Source organism: Paraburkholderia sp. SIMBA_030 (assembly GCF_046535245.1).
Lineage (GTDB): Bacteria > Pseudomonadota > Gammaproteobacteria > Burkholderiales > Burkholderiaceae > Paraburkholderia.
The window spans coordinates 462326-485735 of the sequence record NZ_JAWRXB010000002.1 but is presented as its reverse complement, the minus strand read 5'-3'; the positions used below and the strand labels follow the sequence as shown (position 1 = coordinate 485735).

General features: G+C 63.2%; 23 protein-coding genes. 11 read left to right on the top strand and 12 right to left on the bottom strand.

The window, feature by feature from the left end; translation table 11 throughout:
• Positions 1-356: IS66 family transposase (locus SB772_RS05395; RefSeq protein ID WP_410832238.1), on the top strand; the 356-nt coding region annotated here is incomplete at its 5' end.
• Between the two features lie 102 nt (positions 357-458).
• Here SB772_RS05395 and SB772_RS05390 read toward each other — a convergent pair.
• Positions 459-1469, bottom strand: coding sequence for a LysR family transcriptional regulator (locus SB772_RS05390; RefSeq protein ID WP_410832237.1), 1011 nt, complete (start codon positions 1467-1469; stop codon positions 459-461).
• Between the two features lie 165 nt (positions 1470-1634).
• On the opposite strand from SB772_RS05390, the gene SB772_RS05385 reads away from it, so the two are divergent.
• From SB772_RS05385 to SB772_RS05375, 3 genes are all read left to right on the top strand, one after another.
• Positions 1635-3800, top strand: a complete 2166-nt coding sequence (locus SB772_RS05385) for an FUSC family protein (RefSeq protein WP_410832236.1) — start codon at positions 1635-1637, stop codon at positions 3798-3800.
• A 167-nt stretch (positions 3801-3967) separates the two neighbouring features.
• Complete coding sequence (locus SB772_RS05380) at positions 3968-4189, top strand: hypothetical protein (RefSeq protein ID WP_410832235.1); 222 nt, start codon at positions 3968-3970, stop codon at positions 4187-4189.
• A 193-nt stretch (positions 4190-4382) separates the two neighbouring features.
• Positions 4383-5930 carry an acetyl-CoA hydrolase/transferase family protein gene (locus tag SB772_RS05375; RefSeq protein ID WP_410832262.1) on the top strand — a complete coding sequence of 516 codons (1548 nt, stop codon included), beginning with the start codon at positions 4383-4385 and terminating at the stop codon, positions 5928-5930.
• Positions 5931-5955: 25 nt separating this feature from the next.
• On the opposite strand, the gene SB772_RS05370 is transcribed toward SB772_RS05375, so the two are convergent.
• Positions 5956-6210: a GlsB/YeaQ/YmgE family stress response membrane protein gene (locus tag SB772_RS05370; RefSeq protein ID WP_410832234.1), complete on the bottom strand. Its 255-nt coding sequence runs from the start codon at positions 6208-6210 to the stop codon at positions 5956-5958.
• An 857-nt stretch (positions 6211-7067) separates the two neighbouring features.
• Between SB772_RS05370 and SB772_RS05365 the strand changes: the two genes are divergently transcribed.
• Positions 7068-7592: a hypothetical protein gene (locus tag SB772_RS05365; protein ID WP_410832261.1), complete on the top strand. Its 525-nt coding sequence runs from the start codon at positions 7068-7070 to the stop codon at positions 7590-7592.
• 98 nt (positions 7593-7690) lie between these two features.
• Here SB772_RS05365 and SB772_RS05360 read toward each other — a convergent pair whose 3' ends face one another.
• The gene (locus SB772_RS05360; protein WP_410832233.1) at positions 7691-8854 is read right to left on the bottom strand and encodes a metallophosphoesterase; all 1164 of its coding nucleotides are present in this window, start codon (positions 8852-8854) and stop codon (positions 7691-7693) included.
• Between the two features lie 367 nt (positions 8855-9221).
• On the opposite strand from SB772_RS05360, the gene SB772_RS05355 reads away from it, so the two are divergent.
• Entirely contained in the window at positions 9222-9551 is a 330-nt protein-coding gene (locus SB772_RS05355; protein WP_410832260.1) for a hypothetical protein, read from the top strand.
• A gap of 14 nt (positions 9552-9565) precedes the next feature.
• Here SB772_RS05355 and SB772_RS05350 read toward each other — a convergent pair whose 3' ends face one another.
• Positions 9566-10150, bottom strand: coding sequence for a malonic semialdehyde reductase (locus SB772_RS05350; protein WP_410832232.1), 585 nt, complete (start codon positions 10148-10150; stop codon positions 9566-9568).
• A gap of 142 nt (positions 10151-10292) precedes the next feature.
• Here SB772_RS05350 and SB772_RS05345 point away from each other — a divergent pair, with 142 nt between their 5' ends.
• The 5 genes from SB772_RS05345 to yjfF all read left to right on the top strand — a co-directional run bounded on the left by SB772_RS05345 (position 10293) and on the right by yjfF (position 16052).
• Positions 10293-10892 (top strand): alpha-ketoglutarate-dependent dioxygenase AlkB family protein, encoded by a 600-nt coding sequence (locus SB772_RS05345; RefSeq protein ID WP_410832231.1) that lies wholly within the window; start codon positions 10293-10295, stop codon positions 10890-10892.
• Between the two features lie 275 nt (positions 10893-11167).
• Complete coding sequence (locus SB772_RS05340) at positions 11168-12154, top strand: ABC transporter substrate-binding protein (protein WP_410832230.1); 987 nt, start codon at positions 11168-11170, stop codon at positions 12152-12154.
• Between the two features lie 165 nt (positions 12155-12319).
• Positions 12320-13924, top strand: coding sequence for a sugar ABC transporter ATP-binding protein (locus tag SB772_RS05335; protein WP_410832229.1), 1605 nt, complete (start codon positions 12320-12322; stop codon positions 13922-13924).
• Complete coding sequence (locus tag SB772_RS05330; RefSeq protein WP_410832228.1) at positions 13921-14952, top strand: ABC transporter permease; 1032 nt, start codon at positions 13921-13923, stop codon at positions 14950-14952. Before SB772_RS05335 ends, SB772_RS05330 begins: the two co-directional genes overlap by 4 nt.
• Positions 14949-16052 carry a galactofuranose ABC transporter, permease protein YjfF gene (gene yjfF / locus SB772_RS05325; RefSeq protein WP_410832227.1) on the top strand — a complete coding sequence of 368 codons (1104 nt, stop codon included), beginning with the start codon at positions 14949-14951 and terminating at the stop codon, positions 16050-16052. Before SB772_RS05330 ends, yjfF begins: the two co-directional genes overlap by 4 nt.
• 135 nt (positions 16053-16187) lie before the next feature.
• On the opposite strand, the gene mdcH is transcribed toward yjfF, so the two are convergent.
• The 8 genes from mdcH to SB772_RS05285 are packed head-to-tail and all read right to left on the bottom strand — an operon-like array spanning position 16188 to position 23227.
• Positions 16188-17126, bottom strand: coding sequence for a malonate decarboxylase subunit epsilon (gene mdcH, locus SB772_RS05320; protein ID WP_410832226.1), 939 nt, complete (start codon positions 17124-17126; stop codon positions 16188-16190).
• On the bottom strand, positions 17126-17830 hold the full coding sequence (locus tag SB772_RS05315) for a malonate decarboxylase holo-ACP synthase (RefSeq protein WP_410832225.1): 705 nt from the start codon (positions 17828-17830) through the stop codon (positions 17126-17128). The genes mdcH and SB772_RS05315 overlap by 1 nt, the downstream gene beginning before the upstream one ends.
• Entirely contained in the window at positions 17830-18645 is an 816-nt protein-coding gene (gene mdcE, locus SB772_RS05310) for a biotin-independent malonate decarboxylase subunit gamma (protein ID WP_410832224.1), read from the bottom strand. The genes SB772_RS05315 and mdcE overlap by 1 nt, the downstream gene beginning before the upstream one ends.
• Entirely contained in the window at positions 18642-19517 is an 876-nt protein-coding gene (locus SB772_RS05305) for a biotin-independent malonate decarboxylase subunit beta (RefSeq protein ID WP_410832223.1), read from the bottom strand. Before SB772_RS05305 ends, mdcE begins: the two co-directional genes overlap by 4 nt.
• Positions 19514-19828, bottom strand: coding sequence for a malonate decarboxylase subunit delta (locus SB772_RS05300; RefSeq protein WP_410832222.1), 315 nt, complete (start codon positions 19826-19828; stop codon positions 19514-19516). The genes SB772_RS05305 and SB772_RS05300 overlap by 4 nt, the downstream gene beginning before the upstream one ends.
• On the bottom strand, positions 19816-20781 hold the full coding sequence (locus SB772_RS05295) for a triphosphoribosyl-dephospho-CoA synthase (RefSeq protein ID WP_410832221.1): 966 nt from the start codon (positions 20779-20781) through the stop codon (positions 19816-19818). Before SB772_RS05295 ends, SB772_RS05300 begins: the two co-directional genes overlap by 13 nt.
• Positions 20782-20783: 2 nt before the next feature.
• Positions 20784-22445 carry a malonate decarboxylase subunit alpha gene (mdcA, locus tag SB772_RS05290; protein WP_410832220.1) on the bottom strand — a complete coding sequence of 554 codons (1662 nt, stop codon included), beginning with the start codon at positions 22443-22445 and terminating at the stop codon, positions 20784-20786.
• Positions 22446-22453: 8 nt separating this feature from the next.
• Positions 22454-23227, bottom strand: a complete 774-nt coding sequence (locus SB772_RS05285; RefSeq protein WP_410832219.1) for a GntR family transcriptional regulator — start codon at positions 23225-23227, stop codon at positions 22454-22456.
• Between the last annotated feature and the right edge of the window lie 183 nt (positions 23228-23410).

Genomic DNA, 23410 nt, shown 5'->3' with positions numbered 1-23410 from the left:
CCGGTCAGCGCAAACTGGTCTCCGAGGGATCGGCGATCGCCAGGGCACTCGACTACAGCCTCAAGCGATGGGACGCGCTTACACGCTACCTGGTCGACGGGCATGTGCCCATCGACAACAACTGGCTGGAAAATCAGATTCGTCCATGGGCCCTGGGAAGGGCGAACTGGCTCTTCGCGGGCTCTTTGCGTGCGGGGCAACGTGCAGCCGCGATCATGAGCCTGATTCGATCAGCGCAGCTCAACGGCCATGATCCATACGTCTACCTCAAAGACGTACTGAATCGCTTGCCAACGCATCGCGCCGACGACATCGCTCAGCTACTGCCTCATCGCTGGGCGCCGATCACCGCCTGATCGCTGGTAGGCACTCCCCAGGGTGCCATTGCCGGGCGCTTACGCCCAGGCGAAGCGCATGCGCCGAAAACCCAGCGCATCGCCTCGTCCTTTCGTTCTGGATCAATGTCCTGGATGGCCATCGCCAACGGCAATCACGCCCACCGGAGCCGGAACGTACAGCGCGTCATCGACTGCGAGCGCCTGGTCGACTTCCGCGAGCAGAGCTTCGTCGCGCGCAATCACTTTTGGCAGATGCGCACGCAGAAATTCAACCCATGTCCGTGTCTTTGCATCAATGAACTTACGTGACGGATACAGCGCGTAAATGTTCATCTTCTGCAGCGTATGCTGCGGCAACACACGCACCAGCGTTCCGTCGCGCAAGCCCGCAATCGCTGCATAGAGCGGTACCAGGCCGATGCCCATTCCTTCACGAATCGCCACGATCAGCGATTCCGCGATATTGACCTGAACCGGTCCGTTGATCGCCATCGTTTCACTGCCGTTAGGCCCGTCGAGTACCCATTCATGGGGCGGAAAGGCCGGCGTATGCAAGATCAGGCATTCGTGATGCGCAAGATCGCGAGGTTCTTTCGGCGTGCCGCGGGCGCGCACATATGCCGGTGACGCGCACAAGATGCTGAATGTCGAGCCTAGCAGCAGCGACACGAGGTCCGAATTCGGCAAAGACGACGCGCCGACCACAGCCACGTCGCTACTACCTTCGAAGAGATCAGGCATCCGCTGCGATAGCGTGAGTTCGACTGTGACCTCGGGATAAAGCGCGCGGTAGCGCGAGATGGCCGGCAGCACGTAATGCTGGCCGATGCTGGCAAAGCTATGCATGCGCAAAGCGCCGCTAGGCCGCTCGTGCGCGCAACTTGCTTCTTCTTCCGCAGTATCGACGTCTGCGAGGATCTGCAGACTGCGCGTCAGGTAGCGCTCGCCGGCTGTGGTGAGCGCAAGGCGCCGCGTCGAACGATTTAGCAAACGCGTACGCAAATGCGCTTCGAGCTCGGAGACCGCGCGCGACATCGCACCGGTCGTTGAATTGAGCGACTGCGCGGCGCCGGTAAAGCTACCGGCTTCGACCACGCGCACGAACACTCGCATATTTTGTAACGTATCCATCGATCCTTCTATTTCACGGCAAAGGCCTTATTGTCCGCCTGTCTCGAAAACTCATTGTTGTTCGTTCTGCAAGGGACGTTCCGTCCCCGTCCTATTAATGCGCGCGACGCGTGCTCCTACAATCGGCGCTTCCTTCAGTGACAAACCGGAGCGCATTGTTTTTCCATGAAACGCCAACATGCGATCAAACCGACGGTGGACTCTCGCCGGCAGTGGAACGACATGTTGCAAGCGCTCGGTACCGTTACTCGCGATTGGGCGAGCACCGATGGTCTGATCTGGCTGCATCTGCTGAAAACCGTAACAGCCGGCTTGCTGGCCCTTGGCATTGCAATGCTGCTGGATCTGCCGCAGCCACGCATCGCGATGACTACGGTGTTCGTGCTGATGCAGCCATTCAGCGGCATGGTGCTCGCCAAGAGTTTCTATCGGATTCTCGGGACCGCGGTGGGTACGGCCGCTGCATTGGTGCTCGGCGCGCTGTTTGTCCAGCAGCCCGAGTTGTACATGCTCGGCATGATTTGCTGGGTGAGCGCATGTATCGCTGCAGCGGTCCGCTATCGGCATTTCAGGTGGTATGGCTTTGTGTTGGCGGGTTACACCGCCGCCTTGATCGGCATTCCGAATGTCACGGCGCCCCACGACCTGTTTCTGGCCGCGCTAACGCGCGCGGCGGAAGTGGCGGTCGGCATCGTGTGTTCGAGTGCGGTGAGCGCGCTAATCGTGCCGCAGCGTTCCAGCCTTGCGCTGCGACGCGCGCTGCAATTTCGATATGAGGATTTTACTGCGTTCGCCGCCGACGTGCTGGCCCGCGGGCTCGATCGAGGGCAGTTCGAGCGGCGCTTTGCCGATCTGGTCGACGAAATTGTCGGCTTCGAAGCGACGCGTATTTTTGCCGCCTTCGAAGATCCTGCGATGCGTTCGCGCAGCCAGCATCTCGGTCGTCTGAACGGCGAATTCATGGACGTATGCGCGCGGTTGCATGCGCTGCATCAGCTGCTCAAGCGTTTGCGCGCAAGCGGGCCGCGAAGGATGGTCGAGGCTATCACGCCATACTTTCACGAGCTGTCGGCGTTCATCGAGCCACAGCCTGGTACCGACCTCGATGCATCGCGCGTGGCCGCCCGTCTGCGGCTCTTTCAGGCGACGTTGCCACGACGCGTGCGCGCAACAAGACGACCTCTCGAAGCGGCGTCCGCTGAATCGCTGGCGGACTTCGATACGGCTGCGGAACTGTTGTATCGGTTCGTCGACGAATGGATCGGGTATTCGGAGACTTACGCATCGCTGGCGCAGCGCAAGCCGGCAGGGCGGCAGCGCAACACTAGCCGCTATGTCAGCAAGACAAACGGCTTCGTCGTTGCTTTCACCTTTGTCAGGACGGCGGTGGTAACGGCAGTCGTCGGCTGGTTCTGGATTGCTACCGACTGGCCGAGTGGAGGGCTTGCGGTCATTGGTGCAGCGTTAGCATGCGCGCTGACGTCCACCGCGCCGAACGCTTCGAGGATGGCCGTGCAGATGGCCGTCGGTGCCGCGCTGGCGACCATGACCGGCTACCTGTTCACCTGCTACGTCTATCCGAACATCGACGGTTTTCCGTTGCTTTGCGCGTCGCTCGCCCCGGTGCTTGCGCTCGGCGCGTTCATCGCAACACGCAAGCGTGCATCGGGTTACGGCATCGGCTTCGCGGTGTTCTTCTGTCTGCTCGCCGGACCGGACAACGTCGTCACGTATGCGCCCGATCTGCTGATCAACAACGGTATCGCGGTCACCGCATCGCTGCTGCTCGCGGCGATTGTCTTCGCGGTGGTTTTTCCGGCCGATATGCCGTGGCTCACGGAGAGAATCAAGGGCGATTTGCGCGCGCAGGTCGTGTTCGCATGCAAGGGCGAACTGCCAGGACTCAATCAGCGATTCCAGTCGAGCACGCACGATCTGACTTCGCAACTGCGTTTGCTGCTGACGCGGCGCTCGCGGCGCCGCCGCGACGCTTTGCGCTGGATGCTGGTCACGCTCGAAGTGGGGCACGCCGTGATCGATCTGCGCAACGAAGTGGCTCGCGCGCCCTACGCGCAGGCACTCCACCCGCGCTGGGGCAGCAGCCTCGAGCGCACTGGCGCTGACCTCGCCCGGCTCTTTGCGCAGCCGGACGCACGTGGTCTCGAACGCGCGCTCGTATCCGTACGCTCGGCCACTTGGACGGTGCAGGACGTCCTCGAAACCGTTCATACCGATCGCGATAAACGTCACGACCTGCAACGCATCCTCAGTTGCCTGCATTTCATTCGCACAGCCTTGCTCGACAAAGACGCGCCCTTCAACACGCGCTGAAGGATGTGCCCGATCACCAGGCGATCCGATCCTTCCGCCAGATGGAAAGATCACTTCCGGGCAGCCCCGTTTATCCGCGCAGATGGCAGTCATATAGTTTCACCACTGCCATGCAGTCCCCCAAGGGGGCTTCTTGCGGGACGTAACCGGAAGTACTGGAGAATAAAATGAAAGTGTTGAAGATTGTCCTGATTGCCTGCTCTTTGTCTGCTGCTGTTGCTCACGCACAAACCGAAACCGCCCCCGCCGCCCCGACGCCGCAAGTTGCGCAAGCGAATGCGCCGCGCGCCAACAGCGTCGCGGCGCAAGGCCGGACCGTTGCGCCGAAGGCCAAAGTTGAAGAATGTGTCGGTCCTGTGAGCTTCTGCAATATCTACTTCGGCAGCTAAGCAGCGCCACGTGTAACACCCGCAGTACCTGTAGGGCCTGTCGCGAGAGTTTGGCGCGCGACGAGATACCTGGCCGCGACGCCGTCCCATCGAGACGCCGCGGCAGGATGCGACAATCTGGCTACTGAGCGAAGCACACCGCGGACGTGCGCATCGGTAGACTGGGCTGGTGACTATGGAGAGACTCAGTTTTATGTACGAAGACCGGATTCGTTGTGCCGCGCTGCGCGGCAAGATCACTTCAGCGGCCGAGGCAGCGCGGCTGATTCAGGACGGCATGCGTGTCGGCGCCAGCGGCTTTACGCGCGCGGGCGACGCCAAGGCTGTCCCTGTTGCGCTCGCCGAGCGCGCGCGCCACGAAGACAAACCGCCGCGCATTACGTTGATGACCGGCGCATCGCTCGGTCATGACGTTGACCGCATGCTGACCGAGGCGCACGTATTGGCGCGCCGTCTGCCGTTTCAAGTGGACAAGACCTTGCGCGACGCGATCAATCGCGGCGAAGTGATGTTCGTCGATCAGCATCTGTCGGAAACCGTCGAGATGCTGCGCGCGAATCAACTCGGTAAGCTCGACATTGCCATTATCGAAGCCGCCGCGATCACCGAAACCGGCGGCATTGTGCCGACCACTTCGGTCGGCAATTCGGCGAGCTTCGCGATCCTGGCGGACAAAGTCATCGTCGAAATCAATCTCGCTCAGCCGCTCGCGCTCGAAGGGCTGCACGACATCTGGATCCCGGGTCGCCGGCCGCACCGCGAACCGCTGCCTATTGTTAGTCCGCAAGACCGCGTCGGCACGCCGGCTATCGAGATTCCGCCCGAAAAAATCGCCGCGATCGTCATTACCGATATGGCGGACAGTCCGTCCACAGTGCTGCCCGCGGATACGGAGACCAAGCAGATTGCCGGCCATCTGATCGAATTTCTTCAGCACGAGGTGTCGCACGGGCGCATGTCCAAACGCCTGCCGCCGTTGCAGGCCGGCATCGGTACGATTGCCAATGCGGTGCTCGCCGGGTTTGTCGATGCGCCGTTCGATGCGTTCGAAATTTATTCAGAAGTGCTGCAGGATTCGACTTTCGACCTGATGGATGCCGGTAAGGTAACGTTCGCCTCCGGTGCGTCGATCACGCTGTCGGCCACGCGCCAGGCGCAAGTGTTCGGGGAGATCGAGCGCTATCGCGACCGTCTCGTGTTGCGTCCGCAAGAGGTCAGCAACCATCCCGAAGTCATTCGCCGGCTCGGGCTGATCGCATTGAATACCGCGTTGGAATTCGACATCTACGGCAACGTGAATTCGACGCACGTAGGCGGCACGCACATGATGAACGGTATTGGCGGCTCGGGCGACTTTTCGCGCAATGCGTCGTGTGCGATTTTTGCGACCAAGTCGATCGCCAAGGGTGGCCGGATCTCGAGCGTCGTGCCGATGGTGCCGCATTGCGACCACAACGAACACGACGTGGATGTGGTGGTGACGGAGCAGGGGCTCGCCGATCTGCGCGGGCTTGCGCCGCGAGAACGCGCCACGCTGATCATCGAAAACTGCGTGCATCCGCTGTATCGCGATCTGCTTCGCGACTACTATCGGGACGCCTTGCAATGGGGTGGGCAAACGCCGCATCGGTTGGACCAGGCATTCGCATGGCATACGCGGCTGCGTGACACCGGCTCGATGATGCCGGCGGGGGAAGCACTGCTTGAAGTCAGGCTGGCGTCAGGTGGCATTGGCCCCTGACGCCGCACAACATCAGTTGCTACGGTCAGGTACCGCGTCGGAAGAGCCGGATAATGAACAATAGAATGACCGCGCCGATCACAGCTGTAATGATCGAGCCGATCCAGCCGCCGCCGAGCGAAATATGCAGCACGCCGGCAAGCCAGCCGCCGATGAACGCGCCGACAATCCCCACGATGATATCGACGATCAGGCCGAAACCGCCACCCTTGACGAGCACGCCAGCCAGCCAGCCGGCGATCGCGCCGATGATGAGCCATGCAATGATGCCGTGTTCCATAATTGAGACTCCATGGTTGAGTGTGAAAAATTCACGGTGACAGAGCTTAGTCGAAGGCGGTTGTGCCGTCCATATTCAGGACGTTGAATTAACATTGTCTAAATCTATTGCCGACTAAGTGTAGACGATACGTGGAGATATTGGGGGGCGCTTATCGACGGCCGGTCATTCCGGCGTCGGCTCCGCTTCTTTAGCGATCCAACTGACGCTGGATACGCTCATCGATAAGAAAGGTCGGTGCGCGCTTCGCACATTGTGAACACCACGCGTGACAGCAGCAGGTATCCGGACGTGGGCACGCGGGCGCGGTCAGGCGTGACGACGCACGCAAGCAAAGGCTCGCGGCGCGAAATGCAACGAAGCATCTGTACGGCACGGGCCATGCAGCGCTTCATGGGCAGTACGAGGGGATAAACGACGTGCGCCGTCTGGCCTAACGGCAAGACGGCGACAGGCAAACTGCTGACGCGGAAGTCTTGCGGATCAGGCGATCAGGCGAATCGAAGCTCGACTGCTACTACTGCTACTGTCCAAGATCGTCGTTCCGGTTAAATGAACTGGGCGAATTTTAGGCAACTCTGCAAAGTTAAGTCAAGCCGGGATGACGTCTGGTTGCGACGTTGCTTTTTTCAACCTTTGGGAAGTATCCGCGGCGAATCTGGATTTTTCCTTGCATAAATACGGACTCCGAATATTGACGGTGTCCGTCCCGGAAAACACACTGTCTGGATGCTTCAGAACACGTCGTGCTGCGCCGGTTTGGGTTGGCGTTCAATCCGCGTTTCACTTCTCGCGGCTTCGCAGAACGCTCTGCACGACGTCATCTCTTTTCCGCTGTTCACCCAATTGAGGAATGTATGAAAGTTAAAGCTTTTGGCATCGTTGCCGGTGCATTGATCGCCGCTGCGCCGCTCGCGTCGTTCGCCGCTGGCTTACCCGCGCCGTTTGAAGGCAGCAGCACGCTGCAAGCGGATGGCGTCGTGAAATCGGTGGATCAGGCGAAACACTCGGTTACCGTGCTCGACGCGCAGGGCGGCGAAGCCTCGTTCAATATCACGGATACCAGCAACCTCCCGCAGATCAAGCAGGGCGGCAAAGTTCATATCCGGATGATGCGTAATGCCGTGATCAGCGTGACGCGTGGTGCCGACGGGCACGGCGCTGCGGCTCAATCAGCTCAGGCGAACACTGTGCATAACCTGACCGCTGAGGTTCAGACCGTCGATCACGCCACCGGCATCATGGCCTTGAAAGGTCCGAATGGCGCCGTGTTCCACATTCAGGGGCGTGAGCCGGCAAAGGTCGTCAACGTCACGCCGGGCATGCAGGTGTCGGTGGCGTACGCACCGCAGGTGAGCGTGGCGGTGGCGCCCGCGCAGTAAACGCATTGATGTTAAGCGGCGCGCTTGCGCCGAGGCGCGGATGTCCTTCCCGGACATCCGCGCTGTCGTTTCAACGCCATGCCATATGACGTGGCGCTTCAGTCAGGTTCGCCGGGCACGAGGCGCAGCCGCGTGATTTCCGAGGGGGCGCCCAAGCGCTTCGGCGGCCCCCAATAGCCGGTGCCGCGGCTCGTGTAGACCCACAGTCCGTTCAGGCGCGCGAGGCCAGCCGTGAACGGCTGCTGAAAACGGACAAAGAAATTCCATGGAAAGAATTGGCCGCCGTGCGTGTGGCCGGACAGTTGCAGCGTGAAACCTGCTGCGGCAGCCGCTTCGGCGGACCGTGGCTGGTGGGCGAGCAGCACTTTGATCAACACGTCGCCCGGTGCGCCGGCGAGTGCGGCGACCGGGTCGCTGCGGTGTAACGGATCATGATGACCTGCCGAGTAATCGGTCACCCCCGCAATCACGGCGCGCGCACCGTCGTGATCGACGATCACGTGCTCGTTGAGCAGAACGTTCAAACCCAGGCGCCGGAATTCATCGATCCATGCGTTAGCACCGGCGTAATACTCGTGATTGCCTGTCACCAGGAAGGCGCCGTGACGCGCGCTGAGCCGCCCCAGCGGCTGCGTGTGCCTGGTCAACTGCGGCACGCTGCCGTCCACGATATCGCCGGTTACGGCAATCAGGTCCGGCTTGAGGCGGTTGACCGCGTCGACGATCGCGTCCACGTAACTGCGTTTGATGGTTGGGCCAACGTGGATATCGCTGATCTGGACGATCGTGAAGCCGTCGAGTGCCGCCGGCAAATCGTCGATCGGCACCTCGATGGTCACGACCCGGGCGCGGCGCCGCGCGTTGAAGAGGCCGACCAGCGTAGAGAGCAGCGCGAGCACTGGCACGGCTGCCGCCGAGCCAGTCCGCCAGTGTGCCAGCGCAACGGTGTTCGGCCAGATTGCGTCGACGGTCAGCAGCGAAGCCAGACCAAGGTCGCGCACGAAAGTCAGCACCAGCAGCGATGAGAAGAAGCCCATCGTCAGCAGGCCGACCCATGCGAGCCGGTCGCTGAGCGGTTGCTGTTTGACCGTGCGCGCCAGCATGCCGAGCGGAATCAGAAAGATCGACAGTACCAGCCACAACGCACACAGCCACCGGCCGGCGGCATTGATCGGCAAATCGGGAATCAGGCGAAAGCCGACGTAAATGTGCAGCAGAATGCCAATCAGGATAAAGCGAACAAGAAACGATGAGCGGCGCATAGAGAGGACGGAGGCGGGAAGGGGCCGGCACAATCGGAAGACCGGCGGCAGCTCGTCAGTTCGAGTCAGGAAAAACGCTGACGGCGAGATCATTCTACTGGCATGTGCTTTCCCTTGCCGGCCGTGTCAAATTGGACCGTCTTGGGCGCGAACCGGGCTATTGTTGTCGCCGCCGGCGATTACTGCAATGCAGCATCCGTCGTACCGTACGAAGCCCTTCCAGGCGGGCCGCTCAGCATAATTAAACGGCCTTTGAATCGTCGTCGTGCGTGGACTATCCTGAAAAGGAACCGGCTTATATCAGGGGCGTCGCGGCTCGGTGGCGGTTCGCTTTGTCGCCGCTAGCGTGCGAGGCAGGAGACGCATGATGAAACTGCTCAGATCAGGCAATCAGGCACGCCACGCACATCACGCGCATCATGTCGGATATGAGGGAAGCCACGTGATGCTGCCGCTGGTAGCCATATCGCTAATGGCAGTCGGCTTGTACTACGCCGTACGCGACATCGACATTTCCGAGCTGGGACGAAGTGCGTTATTCGACGTGGTGATGGTATGCGTCGCGCTCGGCATTGCCGGCTTGTTCGGCGTCGTCGGCGCGTGGTTGCGTTCCAATGGCGACGATGCCGAAGAAGGTTTCTGTTTTATCGGTGCGGTGATCGGCGTGGTGGTGTTCTACGTGGCGCTGTTCACCTGAACGCAGCGACAGGTTCAGACGATTCGCGCAGCTTCGTCGAAGGTGAAGCGCGGGCTGCGGGGAAACAGTTTCGACGCGTCGCCGTAGCCCAGATTGATCAGGAAATTCGACTTCACCGTCGTGCCGGCGAAGAAAGCTTCGTCGACCTTGGCTGCGTCGAAGCCTGACATCGCACCCGTGTCCAAACCGAGCGCGCGCGCCGCGAGAATCAGGTAGCCGCCTTGCAGCGTCGAATTGCGAAAGGCGGTATCGGCGATTGCCTTGTCGTTGCCGGCGAACCAGCTGCGCGCGTCGGCGTGCGGAAACAGTCTCGGCAGATGTTCGTAGAACGCCATATCCATCCCGACGATCACCGTGACCGGGGACGCCATCGTCTTTTCGAGGTTGCCTGCCGACAATGCCGGTCGAAGTTTTTCCTTGCCTTCCGGTGTTTTAACGTAGACGAAGCGGCCGGGACTCGAATTGGCCGAGGTAGGGCCGAGCAGCACCAGTTCGGTGAGTTGCTTGAGCACGGCGTCGTCGACAGGTTTGGGCTGCCAGCCGTTATGCGTGCGCGCCTGGCGAAAGAGTTGATCGAGAGCCTGGTCTGAGAGAATCATGATGGTGGTCCGTTGAAATGAAGTGAAGAAAACCGGATGACAGCGCAAGCCGCATGCGTGAGCGGCGCCGTCGCTGCCGCCATAATAGCCAAGGTTCTCACACGAGCACGCTGAGCGTGCGCAATCGCATTCGGACAATCTCATGGCGGATCTTTTCGATGACCTTCCGGCACCCGACGTCGACTGGTATCCCGACTGGCTTGCGCCTGAAGCAGCAGTGCATGCGTTGGCTCACCTCATCGGCGAAGTCGAGTGGCGTCAGGACATGATGGGCACGCCCGCCGGGCGCGTGCCGCTGCCGCGTCTGACCGCCTGGCAGGGCGAGCCGGACGCGGTCTATGTCTACTCCGGCATTCGCAACGTGCCCCAACCGTGGACCCGAACAGTCGCCGAACTGAAGGCCGCCGCCGAAGCGACCTGCAACGCCCGCTTTAACAGCGTGCTGATCAATCGCTACCGCAGCGGCACCGACAGCATGGGATGGCACGCGGACCGCGAGCCCGAGCTAGGCGCGCGGCCGATCATCGCCTCGGTCAGCTTGGGCGTGGCGCGCACTTTCGATTTGCGGCACAACAGCACGGGCACGGTTCGGTCGTTTTCGCTGAAGGGCGGCAGCCTGCTGGTGATGAAGGGCAACACGCAGGCCGAGTGGCGGCACCGGGTGCCGAAAGAACCAGGCGTCGCCGGTGAGCGAATCAATCTGACATTCCGTTGGGTGACACCGCGCACGGCGAACCGCTAGACGAATCGGCCGTCAAGCACTTAAGCGCATAAAAAGCATGTGGAGGGCGCGGGTTCCTCGCCGCCGCGACTAGCGCGCCAGCGGCGGCCCGCCTCGATGCCTGCGCCACGGTCGCTACCGTTCGCGATACCAAAATTGGTATCGCCAACGCAAATCATAGGATTGGACGGTTAACGCGTCAGACACTACGCTACAGCACGATCCACGCTCCGAGACAGGCCGGAACGGCGGGCGGTTCGATGGATCGCCTACACAACAACGATCAGGAGACAGTCATGGCGAATACACGACGCGCCGCATGTCGTGCGTTGGGTGCTCTCGCGATTTGCGCAGGCATCGGTGCGCTGACGCTGACAACGCCGCACGCTTACGCGCAAGACAAACAGATCACGCTCGGTTTCGCGCAAGTCGGCGCTGAAAGCGCATGGCGAACCGCCAATACCGAGTCGGTGAAGTCCGCGGCCGCGGACGCGAAGATCAAGCTCAAATTCTCGGACGCCCAGCAAAAGCAGGAAAACCAGATCAAGGCGATCCGCTCCTACATCGCGCAGAAGGTCGACGTGATCGCGTTCTCGCCGGTCGTTGAATCCGGTTGGGAGCCCGTGCTGCGTGAGGCCAAAGCAGCGAAGATTCCGGTGATCCTGACTGACCGCAACATCGACGTGAAAGACACCTCGCTATACGTCACGATGATCGGTTCCGATTTCATGGAAGAGGGGCGCCGTGGCGGCCATTGGCTCGCGGATCACTTTAAAAACGATCAAGGCCCGATTAACATCGCTGAACTTCAGGGAACGGTCGGCTCGGCGCCTGCCAACGACCGGCATTCGGGCTTGATCGAAGTAATCAAGAGCGATCCCAAATTCAAGATCATCGCGTCGCAAAGCGGCGACTTCACACTTGCCGGCGGCAAGCAGGTGATGGAAGCGTTTATAAAAACTTATGGAAATAAAATAAATGTAGTTTATGCGCATAACGACGATATGGCGCTCGGCGCCATCCAGGCGATGGAAGAGGCCGGCATGCATCCCGGCAAGGACATCACCGTCGTCTCGTTCGACGCGACCAAGGGCGGCTTCCAGGCGATGGCCGCGGGCAAGATGAACGTCGACGTCGAGTGCAGCCCGCTGCTGGGGCCGCAACTGATGTCGGCGGTCAAGGACGTGATGGCAGGCAAGCCGCTGCCCAAGCGCATCCTGACGGAAGAGACCGTCTTCCCGATGAGCGTCGCGGCGCAGACTCTGCCGACGCGCAAGTACTAAGGCGAAGTACTGAGCACTCCATAGGACAGAAGCAGGACACAAGCGAAGTACAGGCAGATTGCAGGGTTTCTCCAGCGGTGCCTGACCGCCCGGCTGTTTCGGCAGCGGGCGGTCTCTTTTCCACTGACCCTGCTGAACCCACGCACCGCCGATCGAGCGAGGTCTATGACGCATCCCGCTTCCGAACCGAATCCGCCAGCCAGTGGCGCAGTTGAAGGCGCCGGCATCGTCTCGAACGAACGCGAGCCCATCATGGCGACCACCGGGGTCAGCAAGACGTATCCGGGTGTCAAAGCGCTGCAGCGAGTCGACTTCCGGCTGTTTCCGGGCGAGATCCACACGCTGATGGGCCAGAACGGCGCCGGCAAATCTACGTTGATTAACGTGCTGACCGGCGTGGTCGCGCCTGACGCCGGCACGATCCGGCTCGGCGGCGAGACCGTGGCGTTTGCGTCGCCACAGGAGGCCGAAGCAGCCGGCGTGCGCACGCTGTATCAGGAAGTGAATCTGTGCCCGAACCTGTCAGTGGCAGAGAACATCTTCGCGGGCAGGCAGCCAAAGCGCTTCGGCGCGATCGACTGGCCCGACATCAAGCGGCGCGCACAATCCGCGCTCGCCCGACTGGACGTGACGCTCGACGTCACCAAATCGCTCGATGCCTATCCCATCGCCGTGCAGCAAATGGTGGCGATCGCCAGAGCGCTCTCGGTCGATGCGCGCGTGCTGATTCTCGATGAGCCGACCTCGAGTCTGGACGACAGCGAGGTCGCCCAGCTTTTCAAAATACTTCGGCATCTTAAGCAATCCGGCATCGCGATTCTGTTCGTCACGCATTTTATCGAGCAGACCTACGCCATTTCCGATCGCATTACGGTGATGCGCAATGGCGAATGCGAAGGCGAATATCTCGCGCGTGATTTGCCCGCCGATCAACTGGTCGCGAAGATGGTCGGCCACGAGCGCATGAGCGCGCGGCTACGCGAAGCGGCGCACGAAGGACACGAGGAGGTACGCGAAGGACCGGCGAGCAAGCAGGCTTTGCAGCCGTTCGTCGAACTGCGCGGTGTTGGACGACGCGGCACGCTGCAGCCGATCGATCTCGACGTGCAGCCGGGCCAGATTCTGGGTCTCGCCGGTTTGCTCGGCTCGGGCCGCACGGAGACCGCGCGGCTGCTGTTCGGCGCGGACCGCGCCGACAGCGGCACGATCGTGATCGAAGGCCGCGCCGTGCGGTTGCGTTCGCCGCGCGACGCGGTGCGTCACGGCATCGGCTACTGCGCGGAGGATCGTAAGAAGGAGGGCATCGTCGCCGAGTTGTCGATTCGCGAGAATATCTTGCTGGCGTTGCAAGCGAGGCGTGGCTGGTTGCGCAAGATCAGCCGGAATCGCGCGCGCGAACTGGCCGACATGTGGATCGAACGGCTCGGCATCAAGGCAACGGACGCCGAACAGCCGATCGGCCTGCTCTCCGGCGGCAATCAGCAAAAAGCGCTATTGGCGCGCTGGCTCGCCACCAATCCCAAGCTGCTGATTCTCGACGAGCCCACCCGCGGCATCGACGTCGCCGCCAAGTTCGACATCATGGATCGCCTGCTGGCGCTGTGCGCGAACGGCTTGAGCATTCTGTTCATTTCGTCGGAGATCGGCGAGGTGCTGCGGGTCAGTCATCGCGTGGCGGTCTTGCGCGATCGCCGCAAGATCGCGGAGGTGGCCGGTCAAGCCTCGAACGAAGACAACATCTATCGACTCATCGCGGGGAGCGGCGAATGAAGCTATCGAACTGGTTCGTGCGCGACGGCGTGGAGCGTCCGTTGATCTGGCCGTGCGTGACGCTGGCGCTGTTGTGCGGCTTGAACCTGTGGGTGAATCCACATTTTCTATCGCTGCGCATGCTCGATGGCCACCTGTTCGGCGCGCCGATAGACGTATTGAATCGCGCCGCGCCGCTGGTGCTCGTCGCCACCGGCATGACGCTCGTGATCGCGACACGCGGCATCGACATTTCGGTCGGCGCGGTAGTGGCGATTGCCGGCGCCGCTGCGGCGACGATCCTGGCGACGCAGCCCGCACCGGGCGCCGGGCTGATCGCGCAAGCGTTGGTGGCGGCGCTGATCGTCGGCGTGCTGAGCGGGATGTGGAACGGGCTGCTGGTCTCGTTCGTCGGCATGCAGCCGATCATCGCAACGCTGATCCTGATGGTTGCGGGCCGTGGCGTCGCGCAATTGCTGACGGCCGGGCAGATCATTCCAATCGGCGCGCCGGGCTACCTGTTCGTCGGCGGTGGTTACTGGCTGGGCATGCCATGTTCGGTGTGGATCGCGAGCGTTGCCGTGCTGGCTACCGGGGTGCTCGTCGAAGGCACCGCGCTCGGGCTTTTCATTCGCGCGATCGGCGTGAATCCGGTGGCGACGCGCCTTGTCGGCTTGCGCTCGAAAGCGCTCGTGTTCGCGGTGTATGGCTTCTCGGGATTGACCGCTTCGATGGCGGGCATCCTCATCAGCTCGAACGTGCGCAGTGCCGACGGCAACAACGCCGGGCTGCTGCTCGAACTCGATGCGATCCTGGCGGTGACGCTCGGCGGCACCTCGCTGCTCGGTGGCCGCTTCAGTCTCGCGGGCACTGTGCTCGGCGCGCTGATCATCCAGACGCTCACTTACACCACTTATTCGATCGGCGTGCCACCCGAAGCGACGCTCGTCGTCAAGGCGGCCGTGGTGCTTGCCGTGAGCGTGATCCAGTCGCCGTCGGCGCGAGCGCTGGCCATGTCGCTCGTCACGCAGCGCGGGGTGGCGCGATGAGACGGCTCCTCGATGCATGTGCCCATATCGTCGATCCGCGCACGCTGCCGATTGCCGTGACGATTTTGCTGTTCTGCGCGCTGTTCGGTTTCGGCTCCGTGATGTACACCGGATTTTTCTCGTGGCAAGTGCTGCTCGACTTGCTGGTCGACAACGCGTTCCTGCTGATCGTCGCGATCGGCATGACCTTGGTCATCGTGTCCGGCGGGATCGATCTGTCGGTGGGCTCGGTGGTGGCGTTGACCACGATCGTCGAAGCCGTGCTGTCCGAGCACATGCATCTGCCGGTCTGGCTGATCGTGCCGATCGTGTTGCTGATGGGCACCGTGTTCGGCGCGGTGCAGGGCGCGCTGATTCACTTCTTCCGCTTGCAGGCGTTCATCGTCACGCTGGCCGGCATGTTCTTCGCGCGCGGCCTGTGCTTCCTGATCACGACGCAGTCGATCACCATCACCGATCCGACGTTCCAGAAGATTTCGGCGTTCCGCCTCGATATCGGCATCGGGTCGGTCACGGCCAACGTGCTGATCGCATGCGTCACGCTGGCCGCGGCGATCTATGTCGCGCATTTCACGCGCTTTGGCCGCAACGTGTATGCGATCGGCGGCAATGCGCGCTCGGCGTTGCTGATGGGCTTGCCGGTCGCGCGTACGAGGATCGGCGTGTATGCGCTCAGCGGTTTCTGTTCGGCGCTCGGCGGCGCGGTGTTCACGTTCTACGTGCTGTCGGGCTATGGCCTGCAGGGGCAGGGCATGGAACTCGACGCGATCGCCGCGACGGTGATCGGCGGCACTTTGCTGACGGGCGGCGTCGGCTATGTGATCGGCTCGCTATTCGGCGTCGGCATTCTCGGCACGATCCAGACGCTGATTACCTTCGACGGCACGCTCAGCTCGTGGTGGACCCGCATCGTGATCGGCGCGTTGCTGTGCGCGTTCTGCCTGCTGCAACGGCTGATCGAGCGGCACGCGAAATCGGTGCGGCGGCCAGGTGGTACAGGCGCGGTCGTGACGCCTGGCCGCGAGCGTGGGCAAGGCCGCGGCGACGTGGCGGCGTCCGACTCGCATGCGATCGGACGCGCACCGGAGCAGGCGTTGTAGCAGCGCAACCCGCTGCATCTCACGCGCTCAGCTGACGTCCTTTGGTTTCGGGCAATTTCAACGCGGCGAGAATCACCGCAACGCTATGTAAAGCCGATGGGACGCCAGTTAATCGAGCGGCGATGACCCGTTTTGCTATTGCTCGCCGGGTGCGAGGCGCCGTCGCACGGTAGCGGCCAGTTTGTCGAACGCGAAGGTGCTCGCGGCAAGTGCCGCGGTGTCCGGAAAGTTCTCGCGCGCGATGTCCGTCAGCACCTGGCCCGGCGGCGCTTCGAGCAGCACGTGGGCGCCCATTTCCAGCATCACGCTGAGCGCGTCGAACCAGCGCACGGTGTAGCGCATATTGGTCGCGAGATCGTCGCGGATGGCCTCCGCCGTGTGCAACGGACGGCCGCCGCGATTGCCGACATAGGTGCTGTGCGGCGCGCGAAAAGGCACATCCCGCGCATACGCAACCAGCTCGTCCGTGGCATGCGCGAGCAGTTCGCAATGCGAAGGCACGCTCACCGCGAGGCGGGTTGCCTTGCGCGCGCCTGCCGCCAGCGCGAGTTCTATAAACGTATCCAGTGTGCCATTCGCGCCGGCCATGACGATCTGACGCGGCGCATTGACGTTGCCGATATAGACACGCTGATTGCCTTCGCTCGCATGTTGCGCGGCGAGTGTTTCCAGTTGATGTTCGGTCAAACCCGATATGGCCGCGAGGCCATAGCCTGCTGGATATGCCGTTTCCATCAATTCGGCGCGCTTGCGAACCATCCGTAGTGCGTCGTCAAAACGAACCGCGCCACAACTGACCGCCGCGGCATAGGCGCCGACCGACAAGCCCGCGCTGATCTCCGGCGTGAGGTGTTCGTCCGCGAGCGCACGCGCGAAGGCCACGCCCGCGACCGTCAAGCCGACCTGCACGGCGACGGTCGAACGAAGCGCCTCCGCTGTGTCGAGTGTCAGCACATCGATGCCCAGCGCCTGGGACGCTTCGTCGAGCGTTTCGCGCATCGCATGGTGCTGCGGCAGACGGTGCAGGAAGCCGTCGGTCTGCGCACCTTGGCCGGGAAACAGAAGGGCGAGCATCAGACATCGCCGTGAGCAAGCGCCCACGGATCGGCGATCAGTTGCGGGCCTTGTGCATGGCGAGCCATCACGCGTGCTTTGCCCGCTGCCCACTCGGCGAGTGCAACGCCGCCAGCGGGCGTTTCGAGTTGCGCATCCACGCGAATGCCGGCGCGTTGTGCGTGAGCTTGCAGTTGGTTCAGGATTTGAACAGCTGTGTCGTGCGAGAGTTTTGTGGGGGTGCGAATCAACAGGTCCAGATCGCTCGACGCGGTGACAGTGGGCACCTGCGTCGCCAGTTCGAAACCCGTGCTGCCGGCCGGCCCCCAAATGAAGCCGGCTAGCGCGCCGGCCATGTCGCGTTGCAATGCCGCGAAGGCTGCAAAGGCAGCCAATGTGCCGCGCGTTGAATCGGGCCGGCACTCCGCCAGGGTCTCCGGCGCCACCACGGTCTCGATATCGGCCGAGCACGCCCATGTGCCGTAGCGCTGCGACCGCGCCGTACCGCGCAGACCGATCGCGACGAAGCCCTCCGCGGCCGGCGCGCGTCTTACGACTGCGTACGGCGCGCGTTCAAAGGCGTCCCGCACCCACGCCGGTTCGCCGTCGAACCGCTGCAAACGACGCAGCCGCAGCAGATCATGCGGCCGCCAGCGCGCGTCGTAACCCAACGCGCCATCTAACGCGCGAGCGGGTGCGAACGGTGGGGCAGCGCATGCGTGCATCACACGGCATCCCATTGTTCGGCGAGGCGCCGCCGCACTTCGATCGACGCCGCGCGGTTCTGTTTCGCCGCCGCCGATTCCAACCGATGCGACAGATCGCGGCGGCCCTCTCGCGCGCTGCGAACCTCGTCCGATAACACCTGGCGCACGCGCTCGATCTGCAGCGCATCCGGCGCATCCGCGTCGATGCCTTCGATCAACTGGTCCAGTAGTCCGAGTTTGGCAAACGAGGTCATCGAGTACGACATCGGTACGATGGTTTCGCCGAGCGCGTCGAGCGCTTCGACCGTGCGCCGCGTGACGCGCGCGGCCGCTTCCTTGCCCATTGCGTGAACTATGGTGCCGGGTGCGTCGAGCGCGACTATCCGGTTGGCCTGATAGCCGTGCGCGAGGAACGCGCCCGACATCGCCGGTCCGACGATGAGCGCAATCACCGGATGCCCGGCGGCGCGCGCCGACGCATAGGCATCGACGGCCGCGGCGCAGGCGAGGTGAATGCCGAGCATCTCCTCGCGATAGCCGTACGCCTGGCTTTTCACATCGACGATCGCAACGATCGGGCGGTGCGTGCCGCTCGTTTCGTCCTGTGCGATGGCGTCGCGCACCGCACGCGCGAGCAGCCAGCCTTGTTCGAGACCGACGACGTTATCGGTCGCACGCGGAAAGCGGTTGTCGGGATCGGGAACGACCGTAATGAAACGCGCGGTTTCGTCGCCGAGGGGGGCATCGCCGCTCCATACAGGAGCCCTACCGGACGGTTCTCCGGCCAACGCACGGAACCAGCGCGCGCCGCGGCTGAGGGTGGTGTCGCTCATGCTTGCTCCTTGCGCGGGTGAAAGACCGCACGCATCGTTTCAGGCGTGACGCTGGCCGGATCGATCTGCGCAAGACGGTTCAGAAAAGTGTCGACCTGTTCGCTGCGATGCGCAGCCGGCAGTCCCTGCGCGAATGCCGAACGCACGGCGGCGCGCACCGCGTCCGTGTGATCGTCGACTAACCGATCGGCGAGCGCGGTCGCCGCCCGTTGTTCGCCGCCGATCAGCTGCCACACGCGCCGGCGATCGCTGGCGTCGAGTTCATCGATGCCGGCTTCCTGCTCGATCACTTCCGGGCCGTTCATGCCGAGCCGCCCTTGTCGGGTAACCACCAGATACGAGCACAGCGCGGCCGCCAGCGACATGCCGCCGAAGCAGCCGACCATCCCCGCGATCACGCCGACCACCGGCACATGCCGGCGCAACGCGACAATTGCGGCCTGAATCTCGGCGATCACCGCGAGGCCGAGATTGGCTTCCTGCAAGCGCACGCCGCCGGTTTCGAACAGCACCACAGGCCGCACCGGTTTGCCGCGTTCGCAATCGCGCAAGGCCATTTCGAGCGCGGCGGCAATCTTGCTCCCCGACACTTCGCCGATGCTGCCGCCCTGGAACGCGGACTCGATCGCGGCCACCACGGCCGGTTCGCCGTCGATGGTGCCGCGTGCGATCACGCAGCCGTCATCCGCCTGGCAGACGACGCCTTGCAGCGGCAGCCATGGCGACTCGATCCGGTCGAACGGGCCGAGCAACTCGCGGAAGGTGCCCGCATCCAGCAGCGTGCGGGCACGCTCGCGCGCCGGCAGTTCGATGAAGCTGTCGCGCAGCATCGGCGCGGCACCTGTGGTCGCTGTCGTAGCAATTGTGCTCATGCGCCGTCTCCCTCTTCGGCGGCCTCGACGGCTTCCGCGAGCCGCAATGCCACGACGCCCGGCGTTGCGCCGAAGTCGTTGATTTCGATTTGCGCAGCGCCGTCGTAGCGCGTGAAGAAGCGGTCGAGCACGCTCTTCCAGATATGGCTGTAGCCGTCGACGCTGGTGCGCACGACCACGTGCGCGGTCAACGCGGCCGTGCTATCGGCCGGCGACAGCAGCACTTCAAGGTCGCCCGAACCGACCACGCCGACATGCGCGCGAGTCGTGACGGCGCGTTGCGCCGGATAGTCGAAGGTCAGATGTTCCATGGGACTGAGCTCCCGCCGGCGTCGTGATGCGCCAGCATGTCGAGAAAGAGGGTGGCGGCGAGCAGATCGGCTGCACCGCCGGGCGATGCATTGAGCGACAGCAGTTCGCGTTCGAGCGCGGCGAGGGCGGCGCGGCCGGTTGCGGTCGAGCTGCCGCCAGCATCGAGGACGCGGCGCGCGCCGCGTTGTCCGGCGTGCAAACCGGGCAAACCCGCGCGATGTAACAGGCACGTATCGTCGAGTGAGGCCATGATCGAGAGTAGGGCGTCGACGCGCGCGGCGTCTTCGTCGATACCTCGAGCGCGCGCCGCTAACAACGCGGGCAGACCGACGTCGATGACGTGCGGAAAACCGTCTTGCGCCTCGCGTCGCGCCCCGCCGACCTGGTAGCGCTGACGCACGCGCTCGCCGTGGCTCCCGGTGGGCGCGGCGAAGCGATCCGGGAAGCAGGCGATCCGCGCGGCGCGCGTGCAGATGTGCACGGCCGGCAAGGACGCAGAGCCGCCGGATCCGGACGCGCCCGCCACCAGCAAGCCGACAATCCAGATCGCGCCACGATGCGCATTGCTGCCGCCGGTGGCGCGCTGCATGTCTGCTTCGCCCGTGCGGCCGATCTGCGCGAGTTCGGCGCGCAAAACCGCGGACGGTTCACGCCGCCGCGATGCCCGTGCGAGCGCCGCGAAGGTTGGCTCGAGCGAATGAGCGGAACGCAGCATGGTGGTCAGATCGAGGTCGCGATGCGCGCCGCTCCCGCGCCGGTCGACTAGCGCCGGTTTCGGCGTGAGTTGAGCTTCTTCGATCAGTGCGGTAACGGCGAGCCGGGCAAGTTTCGCGTCATCGGAAGCGATCTCATGCGTTGCCGTGCTGCGTGGCTCAGCCGTTGCAGGCCGGGCATCGCACGTAGCGAGCCGGGACGATTCATCCGCGCGCTCGAGCAAAACAGCGGGCGCCATCGTCACCAGCTCCTGAAGCGCGCCGGCGGCGCGTAAAGCCCGCCCGACCACGTCACCAGATCGTCGATGCTGCGTGCGGCCAGCAATGAACGCTTCGCTTCGCCGCGCCGAATGCCCAGATCTTCCGGATACGCAACGATGCCGCGCCTGCGCAACTCGGCCGTTTTCTCCGGCTTCGCACGCAGCCCGATCGGCGTCACGCCCGCCACCGCGGCCAGTGCCGCGCGCCGCTCGTCGATGCCTTCGGCCTTGTGCAAATGTGCGATGCCTTCCTCGGTGACCACATGGCTCACGTCGTCGCCGTAGATCATCACGGGCGCGATCGGCATGCCGCTTTGCGCGCCGACCGCAATCGCATCGAGTTCATCGACGAAAGTCGGCTCGCCGCCTTTTTTGTACGTTTCGGCCGTCTGCACGACCAGCTTCTGGCCGCGCGAGACCGGCCCTCGATCCTTCAGCAGCTTGAGCCACGCTTCGCTCGAATGACGCCGGCCGCGAGGATCGTGACCCATGTTCGGCGCACCGCCGAAACCCGCGAGGCGCCCGCGCGTCACCGTCGATGAATTCGCGTCCGCGTCGATCTGCAGCGTCGAGCCGATAAACAGGTCGACGCCGTATTGTCCGGCCAACTGGCACAGCACACGGTTCGAACGCAGGCTGCCGTCGCTGCCGGTGAAAAAAACGTCCGGACGCGCTTCGATATACGCCTCCATGCCGACTTCGCTGCCGAAGCAATGCACGCTTTCGACCCAGCCCGATTCGATCGCGGGGATCATCGTGGGATGCGGGTTGAGGGTCCAGTTGCGGCAGATCTTGCCTTTCAGGCCGAGCGATTCGCCATAGGTGGGCAGCAGCAACTCGATTGCCGCGGTGTCGAAGCCGATGCCGTGATTCAGCGACGTCACGCCGTACGGCGCGTAGATGCCGCGAATCACCATCATCGCGGTGAGCACCTGCAAGTCGCCGATATGGCGCGGATCGCGTGTGAAGAGCGGCTCGACGGCGAACGGCCGGTCTGCTTGCACGACCACGTCGACCCACGAACCCGGAATGTCGACGCGCGGCAGTTCATCGACGATCTCATTGACCTGCACGATCACGATGCCATGCCGGAACGCGGCGGCTTCGGCGATCGTCGGCGTGTCTTCGGTATTCGGGCCGGTGTACAGATTGCCGTGGCGGTCCGCTTTCTCCGCGCACAATAGCGCGACGTGCGGTGTCAGGTCGACGAACATCCGCGCGTACAACTCGACGTAGGTATAAATCGCGCCGATTTCCAGCTGGCCGTCTTCGAGCAGTTGCGCGACCCGCAAACTCTGCGGTCCGGCGAATGAGAAATCGACCTTGTGCGCGATGCCGCGCTCGAACAGCGTCAGATGTTCAGGACGGCTGATGCTCGAAATCAGCAGATGCACGTCGTGAATCTTCTGTGCGTCCACCTTGGCGAGCGAGCGCGACAGGAAGTCGGCCTGCTTCTGATTGTCGCCCTCGAGCGCGACGCGGTCGCCGGGTTGAATCAACGTTTCGAGCGCATCGACGATGCGGTGGGCCGGCAGTACGCCGTCTTCCAGCCACGGTGCAACGGCGGCCAGACGCCGGTTCTTTTCGTCGCGGCGGGTGGTCCATGAACGGGTTGGGGGTGACGCTTCGGCGGATCGGTTCATCGGTGGATTCAGCTCCCGGAGGTGGTGCGCGTGCGTCTGGTGCGCGGCTTGGGTTGATTCGCTAGCGCGGCTTCCGCCTGCGCGCGTTCAGTCAGGAAACGGTGGAGCAGATCGCCGGTGCCGAGCAGATGCGCGACCACCAGTGCTTGCGCAGCGGGAATATCGCGGCGTTGAACCGCGTCGAGCAAGGCGGCGTGTTCTTCGTCGGATTCGCCCTTGTACGACGGCAACCCGAACTTCAGCCGCAGATACCGTTCGCCGCGCCGATGCAAGGTGCCGATCATCTCCTCCAGTTGCGGACGGGCAGCGGGCGCATACAGGCTCATGTGAAACGCGGCGTTGCGCGTGACGTACAGCGACGGGTCGGCTTCACGTTCAGCCGCGTGGCACAGGTCAGCGGATTCGCGCAGCGTGGCGGCGGTGTGATGCGGAATCGCGAGGCCGATGGCGAGGCTCTCCAGCGCCGAGCGGATCTCGTAGATCTCGCGCGCTTCATCCGCCGACAGCGGCGCGACGGTTGCGCCTTTATGCACCGCGGCTTTCGCCCAGCCTTCGCTTTCCAGCTGGCGCAGCGCCTCGCGCACAGGAATGGCGCTAACGGAGAAATGCCGCGCAATGGCGTCTTGCCGCAGCGGCGCGCCAGGCGCCAGCGTACCGTCGACAATCGCCGCGCGCAGCGCCTCCGCGATCACGCGGGACGTGCTTTCGCGCGCCGCCGCCGCTGGGAGAAGCAGGGTGCGCGCCGGAGCGTCCAGGGGAAAACCATCTATTACGTCGCTCATAAGATCAAATATTATATATAAAAATACGCGTTTTACAGGCGGGCAAACCCGGAATGTTTTCTATCGGGCCGTCGGCACTGTCCCTTGCCGTGGTTGCCACAGGGCAATTCAACTTCGTCACAAGCGCGCCATCCCGTCGTTCCCATTACATCGTCAGATACGCCAACAGTAAGGCCGGAGGAG